The sequence below is a fragment of the Wenxinia marina DSM 24838 genome, from assembly GCF_000379485.1.
Classification (GTDB): Bacteria; Pseudomonadota; Alphaproteobacteria; order Rhodobacterales; family Rhodobacteraceae; genus Wenxinia; species Wenxinia marina.
Map to the genome: position 1 here is coordinate 19,195 of NZ_KB902299.1, position 17,955 is coordinate 37,149.

General features: G+C 72.7%; 12 protein-coding genes. 4 read left to right on the plus strand and 8 right to left on the minus strand.

From position 1 onward, the window contains the following. Positions 1 to 34: 34 nt before the first annotated feature. Positions 35 to 730, plus strand: coding sequence for a TspO-related membrane protein (locus A37W_RS21900; RefSeq protein ID WP_018303472.1), 696 nt, complete (start codon positions 35 to 37; stop codon positions 728 to 730). 233 nt (positions 731 to 963) lie between these two features. Here the strand turns inward: A37W_RS21900 and der are convergent, their stop codons facing one another. The 3 genes from der to A37W_RS0113035 all read right to left on the minus strand — a co-directional run bounded on the left by der (position 964) and on the right by A37W_RS0113035 (position 4,522). Beyond that, entirely contained in the window at positions 964 to 2,406 is a 1,443-nt protein-coding gene (gene der, locus A37W_RS0113025) for a ribosome biogenesis GTPase Der (protein ID WP_018303473.1), read from the minus strand. A 64-nt stretch (positions 2,407 to 2,470) separates the two neighbouring features. Further along, positions 2,471 to 3,763: a PQQ-like beta-propeller repeat protein gene (locus A37W_RS0113030; RefSeq protein ID WP_018303474.1), complete on the minus strand. Its 1,293-nt coding sequence runs from the start codon at positions 3,761 to 3,763 to the stop codon at positions 2,471 to 2,473. A 51-nt stretch (positions 3,764 to 3,814) separates the two neighbouring features. Continuing rightward, a complete protein-coding gene (locus A37W_RS0113035; RefSeq protein WP_040754032.1) occupies positions 3,815 to 4,522 on the minus strand; it encodes a hypothetical protein in 708 nt (235 codons plus the stop codon). A 224-nt stretch (positions 4,523 to 4,746) separates the two neighbouring features. Here A37W_RS0113035 and A37W_RS0113040 point away from each other — a divergent pair, with 224 nt between their 5' ends. Further along, the gene (locus A37W_RS0113040; RefSeq protein ID WP_018303476.1) at positions 4,747 to 6,138 is read left to right on the plus strand and encodes an efflux RND transporter periplasmic adaptor subunit; all 1,392 of its coding nucleotides are present in this window, start codon (positions 4,747 to 4,749) and stop codon (positions 6,136 to 6,138) included. Beyond that, positions 6,135 to 9,797, plus strand: a complete 3,663-nt coding sequence (locus tag A37W_RS0113045; protein WP_018303477.1) for an efflux RND transporter permease subunit — start codon at positions 6,135 to 6,137, stop codon at positions 9,795 to 9,797. The genes A37W_RS0113040 and A37W_RS0113045 overlap by 4 nt, the downstream gene beginning before the upstream one ends. Positions 9,798 to 10,118: 321 nt before the next feature. Here A37W_RS0113045 and A37W_RS0113050 read toward each other — a convergent pair whose 3' ends face one another. From A37W_RS0113050 to A37W_RS24565, 4 genes are all read right to left on the minus strand, one after another. Next, on the minus strand, positions 10,119 to 11,306 hold the full coding sequence (locus A37W_RS0113050; RefSeq protein ID WP_018303478.1) for a multidrug effflux MFS transporter: 1,188 nt from the start codon (positions 11,304 to 11,306) through the stop codon (positions 10,119 to 10,121). A 61-nt stretch (positions 11,307 to 11,367) separates the two neighbouring features. Continuing rightward, positions 11,368 to 11,718, minus strand: coding sequence for a hypothetical protein (locus tag A37W_RS0113055; protein ID WP_018303479.1), 351 nt, complete (start codon positions 11,716 to 11,718; stop codon positions 11,368 to 11,370). 235 nt (positions 11,719 to 11,953) lie between these two features. Then, positions 11,954 to 13,801 (minus strand): ABCB family ABC transporter ATP-binding protein/permease, encoded by a 1,848-nt coding sequence (locus tag A37W_RS0113060; RefSeq protein WP_018303480.1) that lies wholly within the window; start codon positions 13,799 to 13,801, stop codon positions 11,954 to 11,956. A gap of 194 nt (positions 13,802 to 13,995) precedes the next feature. Next, complete coding sequence (locus A37W_RS24565) at positions 13,996 to 16,899, minus strand: LysM peptidoglycan-binding domain-containing protein (RefSeq protein ID WP_018303481.1); 2,904 nt, start codon at positions 16,897 to 16,899, stop codon at positions 13,996 to 13,998. 154 nt (positions 16,900 to 17,053) lie between these two features. Between A37W_RS24565 and A37W_RS0113070 the strand changes: the two genes are divergently transcribed. Beyond that, positions 17,054 to 17,608, plus strand: coding sequence for an LOG family protein (locus A37W_RS0113070; protein ID WP_018303482.1), 555 nt, complete (start codon positions 17,054 to 17,056; stop codon positions 17,606 to 17,608). A gap of 29 nt (positions 17,609 to 17,637) precedes the next feature. Here A37W_RS0113070 and A37W_RS0113075 read toward each other — a convergent pair whose 3' ends face one another. Further along, the gene (locus A37W_RS0113075; protein WP_018303483.1) at positions 17,638 to 17,889 is read right to left on the minus strand and encodes a hypothetical protein; all 252 of its coding nucleotides are present in this window, start codon (positions 17,887 to 17,889) and stop codon (positions 17,638 to 17,640) included. Positions 17,890 to 17,955 lie beyond the last annotated feature (66 nt).

A 17,955-nucleotide genomic window follows, 5' to 3' on the forward strand; every position in this document is an offset into this window, starting at 1 on the left:
TGAACCGCCGCCGGCCCTCGCGCGTAGGACGAACATGCAGGCCGTTCTCACACTCCTCCTCGCCATCCTCTTCGCCGCCGCGCCGCTGGTGACGGACCCATTCTCCGGCTTCCGCGCCGACCAGCTGCCGGTGCCGCAGGTCGACCCGCCGGTGCAGCCCGCCGGCTGGGCGTTCTCGATCTGGGGCGTGATCTACGCCTGGCTGATCGTGTCCGCCGCCTTCGGCCTGTGGGCGCGGCGCGCCGACGCCGACTGGCAGGCAGCCCGGACGCCGCTGGTCCTCTCGCTGGCGATCGGAGTCCCCTGGCTCGCCATCGCGAACGCGAGCGCGATCTGGGCGACGGTCACGATCTTCCTCATGGCTGCCGCCGCGATCGCGGCACTGCTCCGGGCGCCGGTCCGAGACCGCTGGCTGCTGCGCGCGCCGGTCGGCCTCTACGCCGGCTGGCTGACGGCGGCGAGCTTCGTCTCGCTCGCCTCCACCGCTGCCGGCTACGGGTTCGGCGACCAGCTGCTCTGGGCCTACTTCTCGATCGCGCTCGCCGCCCTCGTGGCCTGGGCGGTGCAGAGCCGGACCGCGGAATGGACCTACGGCCTCGCCGTCGGCTGGGCGCTGCTCGGGATCGTTGTCGCGAACCTGCCCGCCCTGCCGCTCGTCGCCGCCGTCGCCGGCGCCGCGCTCCTCCTCATCGCCGCCCGCGCGACGACGCGATCCCGCGCCCTGCCGTGAGTCGGCGAAGGGTCAAGGACGCCGAAGGCGCCGGCGCAGCCGGGAATCCTTGAGGCTTCGCCGACTCACACCACACTGGACGAGGCGCGTTCAGGGGCACACCTGCCCCTGAACCGCTTCCCAAGCAGTGTCGCCGCCGTCCCCTCCCCGATCGACGCAAGCGGCAAGCGCCCCTCCAACGGGACGGCGGGCGGGGCGATGGCCGAAGGCCGAGCGCCGTCCGGCGTCCCCCGTCAGAGGTGCTTGCGCAACCGCGAGGGCGTGTGGCGCTTGGCCGCCTTCTCGCGCCAGGGGTTCTTGTCGCCCTGCCCGCGCAGGTGCAGGCGGATCGGCGTGCCCGGCATGTCGAAATCGGCGCGCAGGCCGTTCACGAGGTAGCGGACGTAGCTTTCCGGCACCGACTCCGGATGCGAGGTCATGACGACGAAGCCCGGCGGCCGGGTCTTCACCTGGGTCATGTAGCGCATGCGGATCCGCCGCCCGCCCGGGGCCGGCGGCGGGTGCGCCTCGAGCATGCCGCCCAGCCAGCGGTTCAGCTGCCCGGTGGAGATGCGGCGGTTCCAGACGTCGTAGGCCGACAGGATCGCGGCGTGCAGCCGGTCGAGGCCGCGGCCGGTCTTCGCCGACACCGTCACCAGCGGCGCGCCTCGCAGCTGCGGCAGCAGGCGCTCGAACCCGTCCTTCAGCGCCTTCAGCTTGTCCTGCTTCTCGTCCTCGAGGTCCCACTTGTTCACCGCGACGACCACCGCCCGCCCCTCGCGCTCGGCGAAGTCGGCGATGCGCAGATCCTGCTGCTCGAACGGGATCGCGGCGTCCAGCAGCACCACGACCACCTCGGCGAAGCGCACGGCGCGCAGGCCGTCCGAGACCGACAGCTTCTCCAGCTTGTCGTCGATCTTGGCCTTCTTGCGCATGCCGGCGGTGTCCCAGATGCGCACCGGCGTGCCGGCCCAGTCGAGCGACAGCGAGATCGCGTCGCGGGTGATGCCGGCCTCGGGGCCGGTCAGCAGCCGCTCCTCGCCGAGGATCTTGTTGATCAGGGTGGACTTGCCGGCGTTCGGCCGGCCGATGACGGCGATCTGCAGCGGCCGGTCGACGGTGGGGACGCGCGGGCCGTCCTCGTCCTCCTCGGCCACGTCGACGTCGGTCTCGGGCGCGTCGGCGGCCGCCCTGGCCTCGGCTGCCTCGACCAGCGGCGTCAGGACATCCAGCAGCTCGTCCAGCCCCTCGCCGTGCTCGGCCGACAGGGCGACCGGCTCGCCGAGGCCGAGGGCGTAGGCGTCGAGCAGGCCGCTCTCGCCCGCGCGGCCTTCGGCCTTGTTGGCGCCGAGGATGACGTGGGCGTTCCGGCGCCGCAGGATGTCGGCGCAGACCTCGTCGGCGGGCAGGACGCCGGCGCGGGCGTCGATCAGGAACAGGCAGGCGTCGGCCATGCCGACCGCGCGCTCGGTCAGGCGGCGCATGCGGCCTTGCAGGCTCTCGTCCGTCGCCTCCTCAAGCCCAGCGGTGTCGATGACGGTGAACCGCAGCGGCCCCAGGCGCGCGTCGCCCTCGCGCAGGTCGCGGGTCACGCCCGGCTGGTCGTCGACCAGCGCCAGCCGCTTGCCGACGAGGCGGTTGAACAACGTCGACTTGCCGACGTTGGGCCGGCCGACGATGGCGAGGGTGAACGACATGGGACCGGCCTTCCGGGATACGGGAAGCGCGCCCGATACACCAACTCGGCGCGGTCCGAAAGCCTCAGCGGTAGGCGAGGAGCTGGCCGGCCGAGCTGACGACGTACAGGACGCCGCCTGCGACCACCGGGTGCGACGCCGCGCCGCCGGGCAGCGGCACCGCGCCGACGAGGTTGCCGTTCACCGGGTCGAACTGGCGCAGCGTGCCGTCGGACGAGGCGACGATCAGGCGCCCGCCGGCGAGGATTGGGCCGAGATGGACCCAGCGGGTGTGCTGGCGGCGCGGGCGGTCCTCCTCGAACAGGGGCAAGGGCACGCGCCAGACCGACTCGCCCGTCGCGGCGTCGAGGCGCACCAGCTCGCCGATGTCGTTGACGAAGAACAGCGCCCCGCCCGCGACGACGGGAGTCGAGGTCGCGCCGTCCGTCGCGGTCCAGCGCCGCTCGCCATCCGACAGGCCGAGGGCGACGACGCGGCCCGAGACGTTGCCGAGATAGACGGTGTCGCCGACGATGACCGGATCCGTCGCGATGTCGCTGGCCGCGAGCGCGGCGGCGAAGCCGGGCCGGTCGCCGCCGATGTTGGTGGTCCAGCGGCGGGTGCCGCCCTCGGGGTAGAGGCCGACGATTTCGCCGCTGGAAAACGGCACGACCGCCGTGTCCCCCTCGACCGCGACGCCGGCGCCGCCGGCGAAGCTGGGGCCGGTGGTGGCCGAGCGCAGGATGTAGCGGACGCGGCCGGTTGACGTCTCGATCGCCCAGGCGCGGGCGTCGCGGGCGACGACGAAGACGAGGTCGCCCGCCACGGTGGGCGAGGCGCCGCCGGGCGCGTTCAGGTCCTGCACCCACGCCTCGCCGCCGGTCGCGGCGTCGAGCGCGCTCAGCCGGCCGAAGCCGGTGGTGACGTAGAGCCGCCCGCCGGCGAGGGCGAGGCCGCCGCCCGACCCCTCGCCCGGGCGGTCGCTGTAGGGCGAGACGTCCCGCTGCCACAGCAGCTGCCCGGTGGTGGCCGAGACCGCCGAGACGATGGCCGAGGCGTCGAGCGTGTAGACGACGCCGTTCGCGACGACCGGGTCGGCGGTGATCCGCGCGCCGCGGGTGTCGCCCTGGCCGATTCCGGTCGCGAAGGCGAGCGTCGGGGCCGGCGACAGGGCGAGGTTGCCGATCCGGTGCGCGGGCGAGCCGCCGCGTTGCGGCCAGGAGGCGTTCACCTGGGCCGCCGGCAGGGCGATGGGGCGCGCGACGTTGGACGTCGCCGCCTCGGGCCGGATGTCCTGCCGCGGGCCGGGCAGGACCACGTCGGGCGGGCCGAACCAGCCGCAGCCGCCCAGCAGGACCAGGGCCGCGAGGGCGCTCAAAGCTCTCGATGTCACGTCAGCCCCGTCCCTCGTTCATCCGTCCGCCGCGTCTCACTCCGCCGGCGCCGCCGCCTCGCCCTCCGGGGACGCCGCGTCCGCCGCGTCCTCGGGCGCGATCTCCCCGCCGAGCGCCACAATCAGGCCTTGGACCCGCTCGCGCAAGCCTTGGCCGGCCGCCGCGTCCTCGGCGATGGCTTGCAGCCGGGCCAGCGCGGCGTCCGTGTCGCCCTCGGCCAGGTCGAGAAGGGCCAACTGCTCGGCCGCGAGAAGGGCGAAGGCCGACCCGGGGGCCGCCAGCGCCTCGAGCCCGGCGCGGCGCTCCTCCGCGGGGATGATGTCGGCGCCGGCCATCAGCGCCTTGAGCGCCGCGAGGTCGCGGTACAGCGCCGGCACGTCGCCGTCGCTCGCCACCGACTGCAGGGCGGCGACGGCCGCCTCGGTCTCGCCCGCCTGCTGCGCTTCGGCGGCCTGCAGCATCACCGCGACCGCCCGCGCGCCGCCGTCCGCCTGCACGCCGTCCAGCGCGAGCGCCCGGTCGGCCGACTCGTTCGCCTGCAGGGCGGCCAGTATCTCGTCGCCCAGCGCCTCGGCCGCCGCCCGCTCGCGCGAGGCCTGCCATTCGGTCCAGGCGGCGCCGCCCACGAGCACCAGCACGACGAGGACGGCGATCCAGCCGTAGCGGCGCAGGTAGAAGTACAGCCGGTCGCGGCGGACCTCCTCGGTCACCTCGTCGATGAAGCTGTCGTTCTGGTTCGTCATGTCGTCCCCGCCGCCGGTCCGGCCCTCCTTATAGCGCGCGTCATTGGCTGCCAAGACCGCCACCGGCGCCGGAAATCCGTGCAGATGCTGCAACAGCGAAACGGATTTTCCGGCGCCGCCCCGGAATCGCCTTCCTGAACTGGAGAGTTCAGGACAGCCCCACTATATAGCGGCCAATCCCGCGCTGCCCCGGGGAAAGCCGCGGCCCGACGACGAGAGACGCCATGCGTATCCTGCCGATCCTCATCGCGATCCTCGTGAGCGGCTTTCTCTACCTTCTCGTGATCGAGCGCGACCGCCTGTGGGAGCTGGTGGGCCGACCGGGCGCAGCGGGCGGGGCCGAGACAGGCCCCGAGGCGCCCGCCGCGATGGCCGCCGCGGCGTCGGAGGCGCCGGAGGAGGACGGCGCCGAGGCCGGGGCGATCCGCGTCGTCGCGATCACCTCGCAGGCGCAACCGGTGGACAGCGCCGTCGTGCTGCGCGGCCGGACCGAGGCGGCGCGGCAGGTCGAGGTCCGCTCCGAGACGTCGGGACAGGTCGTGTCCGACCCGCTGCGCAAGGGCGCGTTCGTGGAGGCCGGCGAGACGCTGTGCGTTCTCGACCCCGGCACACGGGACAGCGCGCTGCTGGAGGCGCAGGCCCGACTGACCGAGGCGCAGGCCCGCCTGCCCGAGGCCGAGGCGCGCATCCCCGCCGCCCGCGCCGCACTGGCCGAGGCGACGGCCCGCCGCAGCGAGGGCGCGGCCCGCGTCGCCGAGGCGCAGGCGCGGCTGCGCGAGGCCGAGATCAACCTCAACGCCCAGCGGCGCCTGTCCGAGGGCGGCTATGCCGCCGACACCCAGGTCGCCAACGCCGAGGCCGCGTTCGAGAGCGCGCAGGCCGGCGTCACCGCCGCCGAGGCCGCGATCGACGGGATCGAGAGCCAGATCAGCTCGGCAGAGGCCGGGATCGAGGGCGCCATCGCCGCCGTCGAGGGCGTGCGCGCCGGCATCCAGTCCGCCGAGGCCGCACTCGCCTCGGCCGAGGCCGAGATCGACCGCCTGACGATCACCGCCCCCTTCTCGGGCCTGCTGGAGAGCGATACCGCGGAGCTGGGCGCCCTGCTGCAGCCCGGCGGCGCCTGCGCGACGATCATCCAGCTCGACCCGATCAAGCTCGTCGGCTTCGTCCCCGAGCTGGAGGTCGCGCGCATCGAGACCGGCGCCCGCGCCGGCGCGCGGCTCGCCTCGGGCCGCGAGGTGGCGGGCGAGGTCACGTTCCTGTCCCGATCGTCCGACGAGACGACGCGCACCTTCCGCCTCGAAGTGACCGTGCCGAACGCGGACATGTCCATCCGCGACGGCGAGACGGCGGAGATCCTGGTGGAAGCGGAGGGGCGCGAGGCGCACCTGCTGCCGCAGTCGGCGCTGACGCTGGACGACGAGGGCCAGCTCGGCATCCGGGCGGTGGGCGCGGACAGCCGGGTGCAGTTCCTGCCGGTGACGCTGATCCGTGATACGGTGGACGGCGTATGGGTCGGTGACCTGCCGGAGCAAGTGGACGTGATCGTCGTCGGTCAGGAATACGTCGTCGAAGGCGTGGCGGTCGACCCGACCTGGCGGGAGGCGGCCGAGTGACCGGCGTCGTCGACTGGGCCGCGTCCCGGGCGCGGATGATCCTCGCCTTCATCGCGCTGTCCCTGCTCGCCGGCGGCTACGCCTACGTCTCGCTCCCCAAGGAGGGGGAGCCGGACATCGAGATCCCCGCCCTCTTCGTCTCGGTCCCCTTCCCCGGCATCTCGGCCGAGGACGCCGAGCAGCTGCTGGTCCGCCCGATGGAGACCGAGCTCGCCGACCTGGACAACCTCAAGACGATGACCGCCACCGCGGCCGAGGGCTATGCCGGCGTCGCGCTGGAGTTCGAGTTCGGCTGGGACGAGGCGCAGGTCATGGCCGACGTCCGCGACGCGATGAACGCGGCCGAGGCGCAGTTCCCGTCGGGCGCCGACCAGTACACGATCAACGAGATCAACTTCAGCGAATTCCCGATCATCATCGTCAACCTGACCGGCCAGCTGCCCGAGCGGACGCTGATCCAGGTGGCGCAGGACCTGCAGGACCGGCTGGAGGGCATCGATTCCGTCCTCAAGGCGCAGCTGACCGGCCAGCGGGACGAGATGCTCGAGGTGGTGATCGACCCCCTGAAGCTGGAATCCTACAACGTCACCGCGGGCGAGCTGATCAACGTCGTCACCCAGAACAACCTGCTGATCGCCGCCGGCACGGTCGAGACAGAACAGGGCGCCTTCGCGATCAAGATCCCCTCGTCCTTCGACGATCCGCGCGACGTGTACGGCCTGCCGGTCAAGACCGACGGCGACCGGGTGATCACGCTGGGCGACCTCTCCACCATCAACCTCACCTTCCAGGACCGCGACTCCACCGCCCGCTACAACGGCGAGACGACGGTCGCGCTGCAGGTGGTGAAGCGGCGCGGCTTCAACGTGATCGACACCGCCGCCGAGATCCGCGCGGCGGTGGACGAGGAGGTGGCGGGCTGGCCGCCCGAGTTGCGCGACGCGATCACCGTCGGCACCTCGAACGACCAGAGCCGCAACGTCGCCTCGATGGTCAGCCAGCTGGAGGGCGCGGTGCTGACCGCCATCGCGCTGGTGATGATCGTGGTCCTCGCCGCGCTCGGCATCCGGCCGGCGCTGCTGGTCGGGTTCGCGATCCCGACCTCATTCCTGCTGTGCTTCGCGCTGCTGGCGGTGATGGACATCACGATCAGCAACATCGTGATGTTCGGCCTGATCCTCGCCGTGGGGATGCTGGTCGACGGGGCCATCGTGGTCGTGGAATACGCCGACACCCGCATCGCCGAGGGCGTGGGGCCGATGTCCGCCTATACCGAGGCGGCCAAGCGGATGTTCTGGCCCGTGGTGTCGTCCACCGCGACGACGCTGTGCGCGTTCCTGCCGATGCTGTTCTGGCCCGGCGTCGCGGGCGAGTTCATGGGGATGCTGCCGGTCACGCTGATCTTCGTGCTGTGCGCCTCGCTCATCGTGGCGCTGATCTACCTGCCTGTCATGGGCGGCGTCACCGGCCGGATGAGCCGCTCTCTCGGGCGGATGTCCGAGGCGCTGAAGCGGGCGCTGCCGTGGTGGGTGCGGGCGCTGCTGGTGCTGCCGGCCGGTGCGGTCACGTGGATCGGCGCCATGCTGGCGCTGAACCCGGGCTACCTGTCGGGGGTGGCGGTGCAGACGACGGGTTTGTCGGACTCGCTGCCCGGGATCGCGCTGTTCCTGCTCGGCTGTGCGCTCCTCTCCGTCACCGTCGGCGCGGCGAAGATCGAGCGGCGGGCCCGGCGGATCCGCGCCGGCTATCGCCGGACGCTCTTCGGGCGCTTCATCCACCTGATCGCCGGCAACCCGGTCATGCCGCTGGTCACCATCGGCGCCGTGGGCTTCTTCGTCGTGTCGGTGTTCGGCTATTACGGCCAGCACAATAACGGGGTGGAGTTCTTCGCCCCGACCGAGCCCGAGCAGGCGATCGTCTACGTGCAGGCGCGCGGCAACCTCAGCCTCGCCGAGAAGGACGCGCTGGTGGCGCAGGCCGAGGCGATCGTCCTCGCGACGCCCGGCGTGCAGTCGGTCTTCGCCTTCGCTGGCGAGGGCGGGCTGAACGCCAACACCGCCGGCGCCTCGTCCCCCCGCGATTCCGTCGGCCAGCTGCAGATCGAGCTGGTGCCGTGGGACGACCGGCCGGAGTTCGCGGCGGCGAACGACATCGACCCCGCGCTGATGGACGGCGACCTGATCCTCGCCGACATCCAGGCGCGTCTGGACGAGCTGCCGGGCATCCGGACCGAGATCCTGAACCTCGCGATGGGTCCCGGCGCGGCCAAGCCGATCCACCTGCGCCTCAGCGGCGACGACTGGGACACGCTGGTCGCGGCGACCGCCGCCGCGCGGGCCGAGTTCGAGGCGACGCCCGGCCTGACGCTGGTCGAGGACAGCCGCCCCCTGCCCGGCATCGACTGGCAGATCGACGTCGACGTCGAAGCCGCCGGCCGCTACGGCGCCGACGTGGCGACGGTGGGCGCGATGGTGCAGCTCGTCACCCGCGGCATCCTGCTCGACACCATGCGCGTCCCCTCCTCGGACGAGGAGATCGAGATCCGCGTCCGCCTGCCGGAAGAGGACCGGGTCCTGTCGACGCTAGACACGCTGAAGGTGCGCACGGCGCAGGGCCTGATCCCGCTGTCCAACTTCATCACCCGCCAACCGGTGCCGCGCCTCGCCCAGATCGACCGGATCGGGCAGGAGCGGTACTTCGACGTGAAGGCGGACGTCTTTCCCGACCTGCTGCGCTTCGACGATCCGGCGACGGGCGAGAGCAGGATCCTGACCGCCGCCGAGGCCGACGCCGATCCCGCCATCGCCGAGGCGGTCGCGGCCGGCGATCTCGTCCGCGTCCCCGTCACCGCGAACGAGCGGATCGAGGTGCTGACCGAATGGCTGGAGTCCGGCGCCCTGCCCGATGGGGTCAGCTACCAGTGGACCGGCGATTTCGCCGACCAGGCCGAGAGCCAGGCCTTCCTCGTCTCGGCCTTCGCGGGCGCGCTGGGGCTGATGTTCATCATCCTGCTGGCGCAGTTCAACTCGTTCTACAACGCGGTGCTGGTGCTGCTCGCCGTGATCCTCTCCACGGCCGGCGTGCTCATCGGGATGCTGGTGATGGACCAGTCGTTCGGCATCATCATGACCGGGACCGGGATCGTCGCGCTCGCCGGGATCGTGGTGAACAACAACATCGTGCTGATCGACACCTATCAGGAATACGCCCAGTACATGCCGCGGACCGAGGCGGTGACCCGCACCGCCGAGGCGCGCATCCGTCCGGTGATCCTGACCACGATCACGACCATCGCGGGCCTTACCCCGATGATGCTGGGCCTCAGCCTCGACTTCTTCGCCGGCGGCTACTCCATCGACAGCCCCACGGCGGCGTTCTGGAAGCAGCTGGCGACGGCCGTTGTCTTCGGCCTCGGCGTGGCGACGGTGCTGACGCTGGTCTTCACGCCGGCGATGCTGGCGCTGCGCATCTGGGTGACGACATACGTCCGCTGGATCGGCCGCCTGCTGGCGCGCCTGTCGTTCGGCCGCGGCAGCACGGCCGCCCGCGACTGGGCGCTGAACCGCGAGGCGCGGCGGGCGAAGATCGGCGACGTGGTGTGGACGGAAGAGGCGCCGCCGGCGCCCGTGCGCCCGGCGCGGCCGCTGGCGGCGGAGTAGCCGGGGGCGGCCGAGGCGGCGCGTTTACATGGACGAAAGCCTGGCATGACGGAAGGGCGGCGTCGGGCCGCGGTCAGACGCTCCGACGCCTCCGGACCTGCGCTTTATCCCGCCGCCCCGGACGCCCCCCGAAACGACGACCAGGTGGCGAGGAAGCGTCTGGCCGGGGGGCGGCCAGACGCTGCCCGGGCCGCTTGCGCGGCTGAGTCCGGGCGGGGTCTTGGGTCCTGAAGTTCACCCGTCCCGGGCTTGACCCGGGACCCCGCGCTATCTTGCCGGAGGCCCCGGGTCAGGCCCGGGGCGGGCATCCGAAGGAAGCTTTCACACCGCCGGGGCCGTCTCCACCACCCGCGGCAGCGTCAGCAGCGACAGCGCCAGCGCCCCCAGCCCGCAGACCGCGATCGCGGCGACCATCGGCAGCGCGGTGCCGTCGAAGAACGGCCCCGTCGCCACGATCATCGCGCCGCCCGCCACCATCTGCAGCGTACCACCGAGGGACGAGGCGAGGCCCGCGATCTGCCCGTGTGGGTCCAGCGCCATCACCATCGTCGTCGGGATCACGAGGCCGAGGCAGGCGTTGCCGAGGAACAGCATCGCGATGATCACCGGCAGCGTGCCGAAGCCCGCCAGCACCAGCAGGAACAGCGCCGAGGTGAAGAAGGCGAAGCCGACCACCGCCAGCCGCATCACCGGCACCATGCCGAACCGCGCCCCCAGCGGCCCCGCCGCCTGGCTCGCCCCGAAGAAACCGACGGCGTTCACCGCGAAGGCCAGCGAGAAGCCGGTCGGCGACAGGCCGAACTGCTCGACATAGACGAAACTGGCCGAGGCGAGGAAGACGAAGAAGCTCGCCATGCCGAAGCCGCCGATCAGGGTCAGCCCCATGAACGTCCGGTCGGTCAGCAGCACCCGGAAGCCCCGCCCCATGGAGCGCAGGTTCACCCGCACCCGCCGCTCGGGCGGCAGCGTTTCGGGCTGCGCCACCTTGGCGATGACCAGGCAGACCAGCGCCGCCGCCAGCAGCACCCAGAAGATCAGCCGCCAGTCGCCGAGCGTCAGCAGCCCCGCCCCCGCCAGCGGCGCCAGCATCGGCGAGACCGAGATGACGAGCATCACCATCGCCATCATCTTCGTCGCCTGCGCGCCGGTGTGCATGTCGCGGATGATCGCCCGCGGCACCACCATGATCGCGGCGCCGCCCAGCCCCTGCACGAACCGCGCCGCCGACAGCCAGCCCGCCGTCGGCGCCATCGCGGCCGCGAACGAGCCGACGGCAAAGATCGCGAGGCCGATATAGATCGGCGGCTTGCGTCCCAGCTGGTCGGCCAGCGGCCCGTAGACCAGCTGCGCCACCCCGAAGGCCAGGAAATAGGCCGTCAGCGTGCCCTGGATCGCCGCGACGTCGGCGCCCAACCCCTCGGCGATGGCCGGCAGGGCGGGCAGGTAGAGGTCGATCGCGAACGGGCCGACGGCGGACAGGAGGGCGAGGACGAGCGCGGTGCGAAGCATGAAGATACCGTCTGGCTGGCGGGGGTGGAGGGCGCGGCCCGACGGGTCGCCGGCCCGGCACCTAGTCCCGCGGGCGCCCCTTGTCCATGCCGGGCGCGCGGCCCGCCTCTCCCAGCGTGTCCCACCAGTCGGCGTAGGATGAATTCTTCGGCGCCCTGCCGCCTTCGTCGGCGGCGCCGTCGCTCCACCAGACCGGCCCCCGCTCGCCCAGCCGCCGCTTCGCCGCGTCGACCCGGGCGCGGGCGGCTTTCGTCTCGGCCTCGCTCTTCGCGTCCCGCACCGCCCGCCGCGCGCTCATCAGCTCGCGCACCGCCGCCTGCCGCTCATCCTCCGGCAGGGACGGATCGGTGCACCGCCAGAGCCGCCCGCGGGCGACGAAGTAGCGGCCGTCGGGGGTGACGGGGTAGTCCATCGGGATCCTTCTGTTTCGGAGAGCCGCGGACGCGAGCTTTTGCCGCGCGGGGCCCCGGATCAGGTCCGGGGCGGGCATTGCACAACCCTGCGGGCCATGGTCGATCGAGCGGAGTTCCGTGGCGGGCCAGCTTCCAAACTAGTTGTGAGCCGCTGGTGCGAGGACCACCCGCCCCGGACCTGATCCGGGGCCTCGCGCGATCGAGCGCCGAAGCCTCATCCCCGCTGCAAAAGCCCTACTCCGCCGCCACCGCCGCGTCGTCGCCGTCCTCCTCCGCCTCCTGCCGGTGCCACAGCTGCGCATACCGCCCCGCATGCGCCAGCAGCTCGTCGTGCGTCCCGCTCTCGACGATCTCGCCCTTCTCCAGCACCACGATCCGGTCGGCGTCCGCGATTGTCGACAGCCGGTGCGCGATGGTGATGACCGTGCGGCCGCGCCCCATCGCCTTCAGCTCGGCCTGGATCTCGCGCTCGGTGTCGGTGTCGAGCGCGCTCGTCGCCTCGTCCAGCAGCAGGATCGGCGGGTCCTTCACCAGCGTGCGGGCGATGCCGACGCGCTGCTTCTCTCCCCCCGACAGCTTCAGCCCGCGCTCGCCGACCTGGGTGTCGTAGCCCTGCGGCAGCTGGCTGACGAAGTCGTGGATCGACGCCGCCTTCGCCGCCGCCACAATCTCGTCCTCGCTCGCGCCCTCGCGGCCGTAGCCGATGTTGTAGCGGATCGTGTCGTTGAACAGGACGGTGTCCTGCGGCACCACGCCGATCGCCTCGTGCAGCGAATCCTGCGTCACGTCCCGCACGTCCTGCCCGTCGATCCGGAGGGCTCCGCCGGTCACGTCGTAGAACCGGAACAACAACCGGCCGATGGTCGACTTGCCGGACCCCGAGGAGCCGACGATGGCCACCGTCTTCCCCGCCGGCACGGTCAGCGACACGCCCGCCAGGATCGGCCGCTCGGGGTCGTAGCCGAACTCCACCCGGTCGAGCACGATCTCGCCCCCCGACACGACCAGCGGCTTCGCCCCCGGCCGGTCCTGAACCTCCGCCGGCTGCTCCAGCAGGTCGAACATGTCGCCCATGTCGATCAGCGCCTGCCGGATCTCGCGGTAGACGGTGCCGAGGAAGTTCAGCGGCATGGTGATCTGGATCATGTAGGCGTTGACCATGACGAAGTCGCCGACGGTCAGCGCGCCGGACTGCACGCCCATCGCGGCCATCACCATGACGACGACGAGGCCGGCGGTGATGATCAGGGACTGCCCGAAGTTCAGGAAGGCGAGCGAGTAGGACGTGCGCACCGCCGCCTCCTCGTAGTTCGCCATCGCCCGGTCGTAGCGACCCGCCTCCCGCGCCTCGGCGCCGAAGTACTTCACCGTCTCGAAGTTCAGCAGGCTGTCGATCGCCTTCTGGTTCGCGTCGGTGTCCTGGTCGTTCATCACCTTGCGGATCTTCACCCGCCACTCGGTGACCTTGAACGTGAAGCCGACATAAAGCGCGATCGTCGCCATCACGACAACGAGGTACCAGACGTCGAACAGGAAGAAGAGCACCGCCATGATGAGCAGCAGCTCGAGGGCCAGCGGCCCGATGGAGAACAGCAGGAACCGCAGCAGGAAGTCGACGCCCTTCACACCCCGTTCGATGATGCGGCTGAGGCCCCCGGTCTTGCGGGTGATGTGGTAGCGCAGGGACAGGCGGTGGATGTGCTCGAACGTCTGGCGCGCGATGGTCCGCAGCGCCCGCTGCCCGACGCGCGTGAAGACCGCGTCGCGCAGCTGCTGGAAGCCGACGTTCATCAGCCGCGCCATGCCGTAGGCGACGGTCAGCCCGATCGCGCCGATGGCCAGCGCCATCGCCTCGGTCTCGTCCGTCGGCGCCAGCGTGTCGACCGCCCACTTGTAGAGGAGCGGGGTCGCCACCGCGATCAGCTTGGCGAGGAGCAGCATGGCGAGGGCGATCACCACCCGCCGCTTCACCCACCCCTCGCCCGGCGGCCACAGGTAGGGCGCGACCTTGCGGATCACCCGCGCCCCTTGCGTGGGCTGGCCGGAGAGGTTGGCCTCGGTCTTGGTCAGGCGGCGCGGCATCGCATCCGAGATAGGCGCATCGGGACCGCCTGACCAGAGCCGGGCGCGCCGAAGCCGGCGGCGCGCCCCGCCCTCCCTCTCACCGAGCCGCAAATATCCTCAGGGGGAGTCCGGCCCCGCGGGGCCGGACGGGGGCGGAACGCCCCCTCAAGAAAAGGAATGCGCCGCAAGGCGCTCCGCCGGATCCCGGCCGCCTACTCGCCCGCCGGTTCGGGAATGCGGAATACCTGGCCGGGATAGATCAGGTTCGGGTTCCGGATCCGGTCGCGGTTCGCCTCGAACACGGCGACGTACATGAAGCCGTCGCCGTAGCGCTCCTCGGCGATGCCCCAGAGCGTGTTGCCTGGCTGGATCGTCCGCACCGCGACGCCGCCGGCGGCGACCTGGAGGGCGGCGGCGATGGTCTGCCGCTCTTCCCGCAGGAACGGGCTCTCGATCCGGCTGACGACCTCGCCGTCGGCGCCGATCTGGTCCACACGCATCGTGTAGGTGCCGGCGGGCAGTTCGGGGTCGACCCGGCCGGCCCAGTCCCCGCCCGCGCCGACCGGCGCCTCGAGGACGAGCGCGTTGTCCACGTAGACCCGCACCGCGCCGCCGCCGACCGCCCGGCCCGAGACGAGGACCTCGCCGCCGTCGTCGTAGGTGATCGTGTCGAGGGCGACCGTGTCGAGGACATCCGGCCCGGCCCCCGGCGCGAGCGCCGGCTGCAGCAGGCGGACCCCTTCCTCGCCGGCCATCAGCAGCGGCGCCTGGGCGGGCGCGCCGCCGTCCTCCGGGACCGCCGGCGGAGCGGGCGCGTCGGCGAGGGCGGCGGGAGGCGTTCCGGACGCCGCCGGGTCCGGCCGATCGGCCACGGCCGGTGCGGGCGTATCCAGGTCGCCGGGCGGGGCGGTCGCCGCCGCGGCTTCTGCGGTCGTGGCGACGGTCGGTGCGCTGCCACCCTCCGGCGGCGGCGCGGCCGAGGCGATCTCGACCGAGACCGCGGGAGGCTCGGGATCCGGCGGCGCCGCCGGCTCGGTCCCCGCCTCCGCCAGATCGGGCTCGGGCACGGAGGCGGGTTCGGTCAGGGCCTGCGGCACCGGCCCGGGATCCGCCGTCTCCGCCGGCTCGGCGAGAGCGAGCGCTGGCGCGTCCGCCGGCTGCGGCTCCGTCGCGTCCGCCAGCTCGGGCGCGACCGGCTCCGCGCCGCCGTCCCCGGCAGCGTCCTCTCCCGGTTCGGGCAGCACCGCGACGTCATCCCCGGACAGCATGCCGCCGGACGGGGCTTCGGACGTCGTTGGCGCGACCTCCTGCCCCAGCCGTACCAGCGCATCGCCGGGCGCCTCGCCCTCCGCCTCCGCCTCCGCAGAAGCGTTGTCCGCATCGGCCGGAACGGTTTCCGGCGCCGACGCGGTCTCCGGGTCCGCGCCGTTTCCGCCCTCGCCCGCGGCCGGCTCGCCGTCCGCGGCGGCGCCATCGTCCGCGCGGGCGGCAATATCGCCGGTGGCCGCAAGCTGGTCCGGCGCCTGCGCGGCCCCGCCCTCCTCGCCTGCAGCGGGTCCACCCTCCACCGCAGCCACGGCCGATGCCGGCGGGTCTTCCTCCGGTCCATCGAGGCCGAGGGCGCCGGTTCCCGCGTCGTCGGGCCCGGCTCCGGCGGTCGCGACGTCGGCGCCGTCCGCCACCTCCGGCGGCTCCACGCCCGTCTCGGCAACATCGGGCGCGGGTCCGGCCGTCGCGGCCATCTCCGTATCGCCCGCTTCCACATCGGGATCCGCGCCGGTCCCTGCATCCTCGGGTCCGGTTGCCCCCGCCGTGGCCACCTCCGGATCGTCGCCCGCCGCGGCCGGTTCCACGCCCGTCCCGGCATCGACCGCGACCGCGCTGGCGATCTCGTCCCCGTCCGGCTGCGCCGGCTCCGCCGGGCCGCTATCAGCCGTGGCCGTCTCCAGCTCGTCCGTCGCCGGGTCCGGCGCGCCCTCCGCGGTCTCGACCGCCACCTCCGCAGTCTCTCCCGCGGCGTCCGGCAAGGTCCCGGTCTCCGCCGGACCGCTCGCCACGACATCATCGGTCGGATTGCCCCCGCCGTCGGTATCGGTCCCGGCACCGGCACCGGCGTTGGCCTCCTCGTCAATGCCGGGCCCGGCCGCGGTTCCTGTACCGGCCGGGTCGGCGAGGGCGAGTTCGGAGGGAGCATCGGTGCCGTCGCCCGGGCCGGTCGGTTCCACCTGCGCGGCGTCCGTCTGCTCCCCGGCGCTCTCGGTCGGCAATTCCGTCGGGTCGGACTCCAATGCCGCGACCGCATCCGGCGCCGCATCGTCGATCGGCAGGGCATCGGCCGCGGGTTCTTCCGGTCCGGCGCCTGCCTCCGCGGTCGCGGCCGGAGGCGTGTCGTCGGGAGCCGGTCCGACGGGTGCCGTCTCCTCGGGGGCAGTGCCCGCGTCGGCGAGATCCGTCACCGCCACCTCTTCCCCGGCCGGGTCGTCTCCCTCGTCCCCGGCATGTTCGGCGATCCCGTCTTCGGATGGCCCGGCCGGTGAGCCTGGCGCGTCCGCCAGGGCGATGCTGTCGGCTCCCGTCACCGGACCGAGCGCGTCCGCGGAATTGTCGTCCGCGAGCGCGAGGTCGAGGGGGGGCGGGGCGACGGTGGGGGCGACGAGGATCGAGTCGGGCGAGGCGACGGCCGCGCCGTCGGGGTCGGCGACGAGGCTCAGCCGGCGGGCGATCTCGGACGGCGCGATGTCCACGTATTCGATGAACATTCCGGTCTCGCCCACGTCGACCTCGGCCAGCGCGATATCGTCGAGCAGCACGCGGACCTGCGTCCCCGGCGCCGCGAGGCCCGAGACCAGGGACACGCCGCCCGGCTCGATCCGCACGTCCGAGAAGCGCGGCGCGGGCACGACGGCGGCAGCGTCGGCGTCGGTCGCCGCCACTTCGTCCGCATCAGCCGCCCGGGCGTCCGCCGCGGGATCCCCCGCCGACGCGTCGCCCGCCGGTACGGCGGCCAGCGTCTCCGCGTCCGCGTCGACGGGCTCCGGCTCCGGCGCCGGGATCAATGTCAGTACCGCGACCATCAGCGCGATGGCCGCGCCTCCGCCCAGGAGCAGGCGCGGCACGCTCGTCGAAGCCAAGTTCCATCCCCCTGGGATCAGTCAGCAGACCCCGCGGACCGTCCCCCGATGGACCGCGGTTGAGCGACCATATCAACAGGGCTATGGACGGTCAAAAGGCCCGTGAAACGGGGCGGTTGCCGGACGGAGGAAACGTGCAGTGACGACACGGTCGGTCTGCGTCTATTGCGGCTCGCGCGACGGCGGGCGGCCGGCCTATGCCGCGGCGGCCGAGGCGACGGGCCGGATGCTGGCCCGCAACGGCTGGCGCCTCGTCTACGGCGCCGGCGACGTCGGCCTGATGGGCCGCGTCGCGCGGGCGGCGCAGGAGGGCGGCGGCGCGACCTTCGGCGTGATCCCGACGCACCTTCTGTCGCTGGAGGTCGGCAAGCGCGACCTCGACACGTTCGTGGTCACCGAAACGATGCACGAGCGCAAGAAGGTGATGTTCATGAACGCCGACGCGGTCGTGGTCCTGCCCGGCGGCGCCGGCAGCCTGGACGAGTTCTTCGAGGTCCTGACCTGGGCGCAGCTGGGGCTGCACGCCAAGCCGATCCTGCTGCTGGATACCGAAGGATACTGGGCGCCGCTCGTGACGCTGCTGGAGCATGTCGTGGCGGAAGGGTTCGCGGCGGAGAGCCTGAAGGACCTGGTGCGGTCGGTGCCGGACGTGGAGGCGCTGGAGCGCGCGCTGGCGGAGGCGTTCGCGCGCTGAGCGCGGCCGCCCTGTCCGTGGACGCGGTGTCAAGTGATACCCGCCCCGGCCTTGAGCCGGGGCCTCTCCCCGGTCAGGGCGCCGAGCCCATCGGGGCCCCGGCTCGAGGCCGGGGCGGTCATCTGCGGGGGCGCCAGAAGAAAGGCCGCCACCGGTTCGCCCGGCGGCGGCCTTCCATGCCACGCCGCGTCGGCGCGCGTGTCCTTCACGATCTTCTCGATCTCGCGCACCGGGTAGTTCGTCAACACCTTGTACACCTCGCCCACGATCGGGTCGGACATCCCCTGTCCGTGTACGCGGTATTCGATCCGCCCCGGCCTTGAGCCGGGGCCTCTCGCCGGTCAGGG

Bases quoted from the DNA above. Each gene is read 5' to 3' on its own strand.
- A37W_RS21900 (WP_018303472.1), top strand. From the start codon at position 35: ATGCAGGCCGTTCTCACACTCCTCCTCGCCATCCTCTTCGCCGCCGCG.
- der (WP_018303473.1), bottom strand. From the start codon at position 2,406: ATGTCGTTCACCCTCGCCATCGTCGGCCGGCCCAACGTCGGCAAGTCG.
- A37W_RS0113035 (WP_040754032.1), bottom strand. From the start codon at position 4,522: ATGACGAACCAGAACGACAGCTTCATCGACGAGGTGACCGAGGAGGTC.
- A37W_RS0113040 (WP_018303476.1), top strand. From the start codon at position 4,747: ATGCGTATCCTGCCGATCCTCATCGCGATCCTCGTGAGCGGCTTTCTC.
- A37W_RS0113050 (WP_018303478.1), bottom strand. From the start codon at position 11,306: ATGCTTCGCACCGCGCTCGTCCTCGCCCTCCTGTCCGCCGTCGGCCCG.
- A37W_RS0113055 (WP_018303479.1), bottom strand. From the start codon at position 11,718: ATGGACTACCCCGTCACCCCCGACGGCCGCTACTTCGTCGCCCGCGGG.
- A37W_RS0113060 (WP_018303480.1), bottom strand. From the start codon at position 13,801: ATGCCGCGCCGCCTGACCAAGACCGAGGCCAACCTCTCCGGCCAGCCC.
- A37W_RS0113075 (WP_018303483.1), bottom strand. From the start codon at position 17,889: ATGTCCGACCCGATCGTGGGCGAGGTGTACAAGGTGTTGACGAACTAC.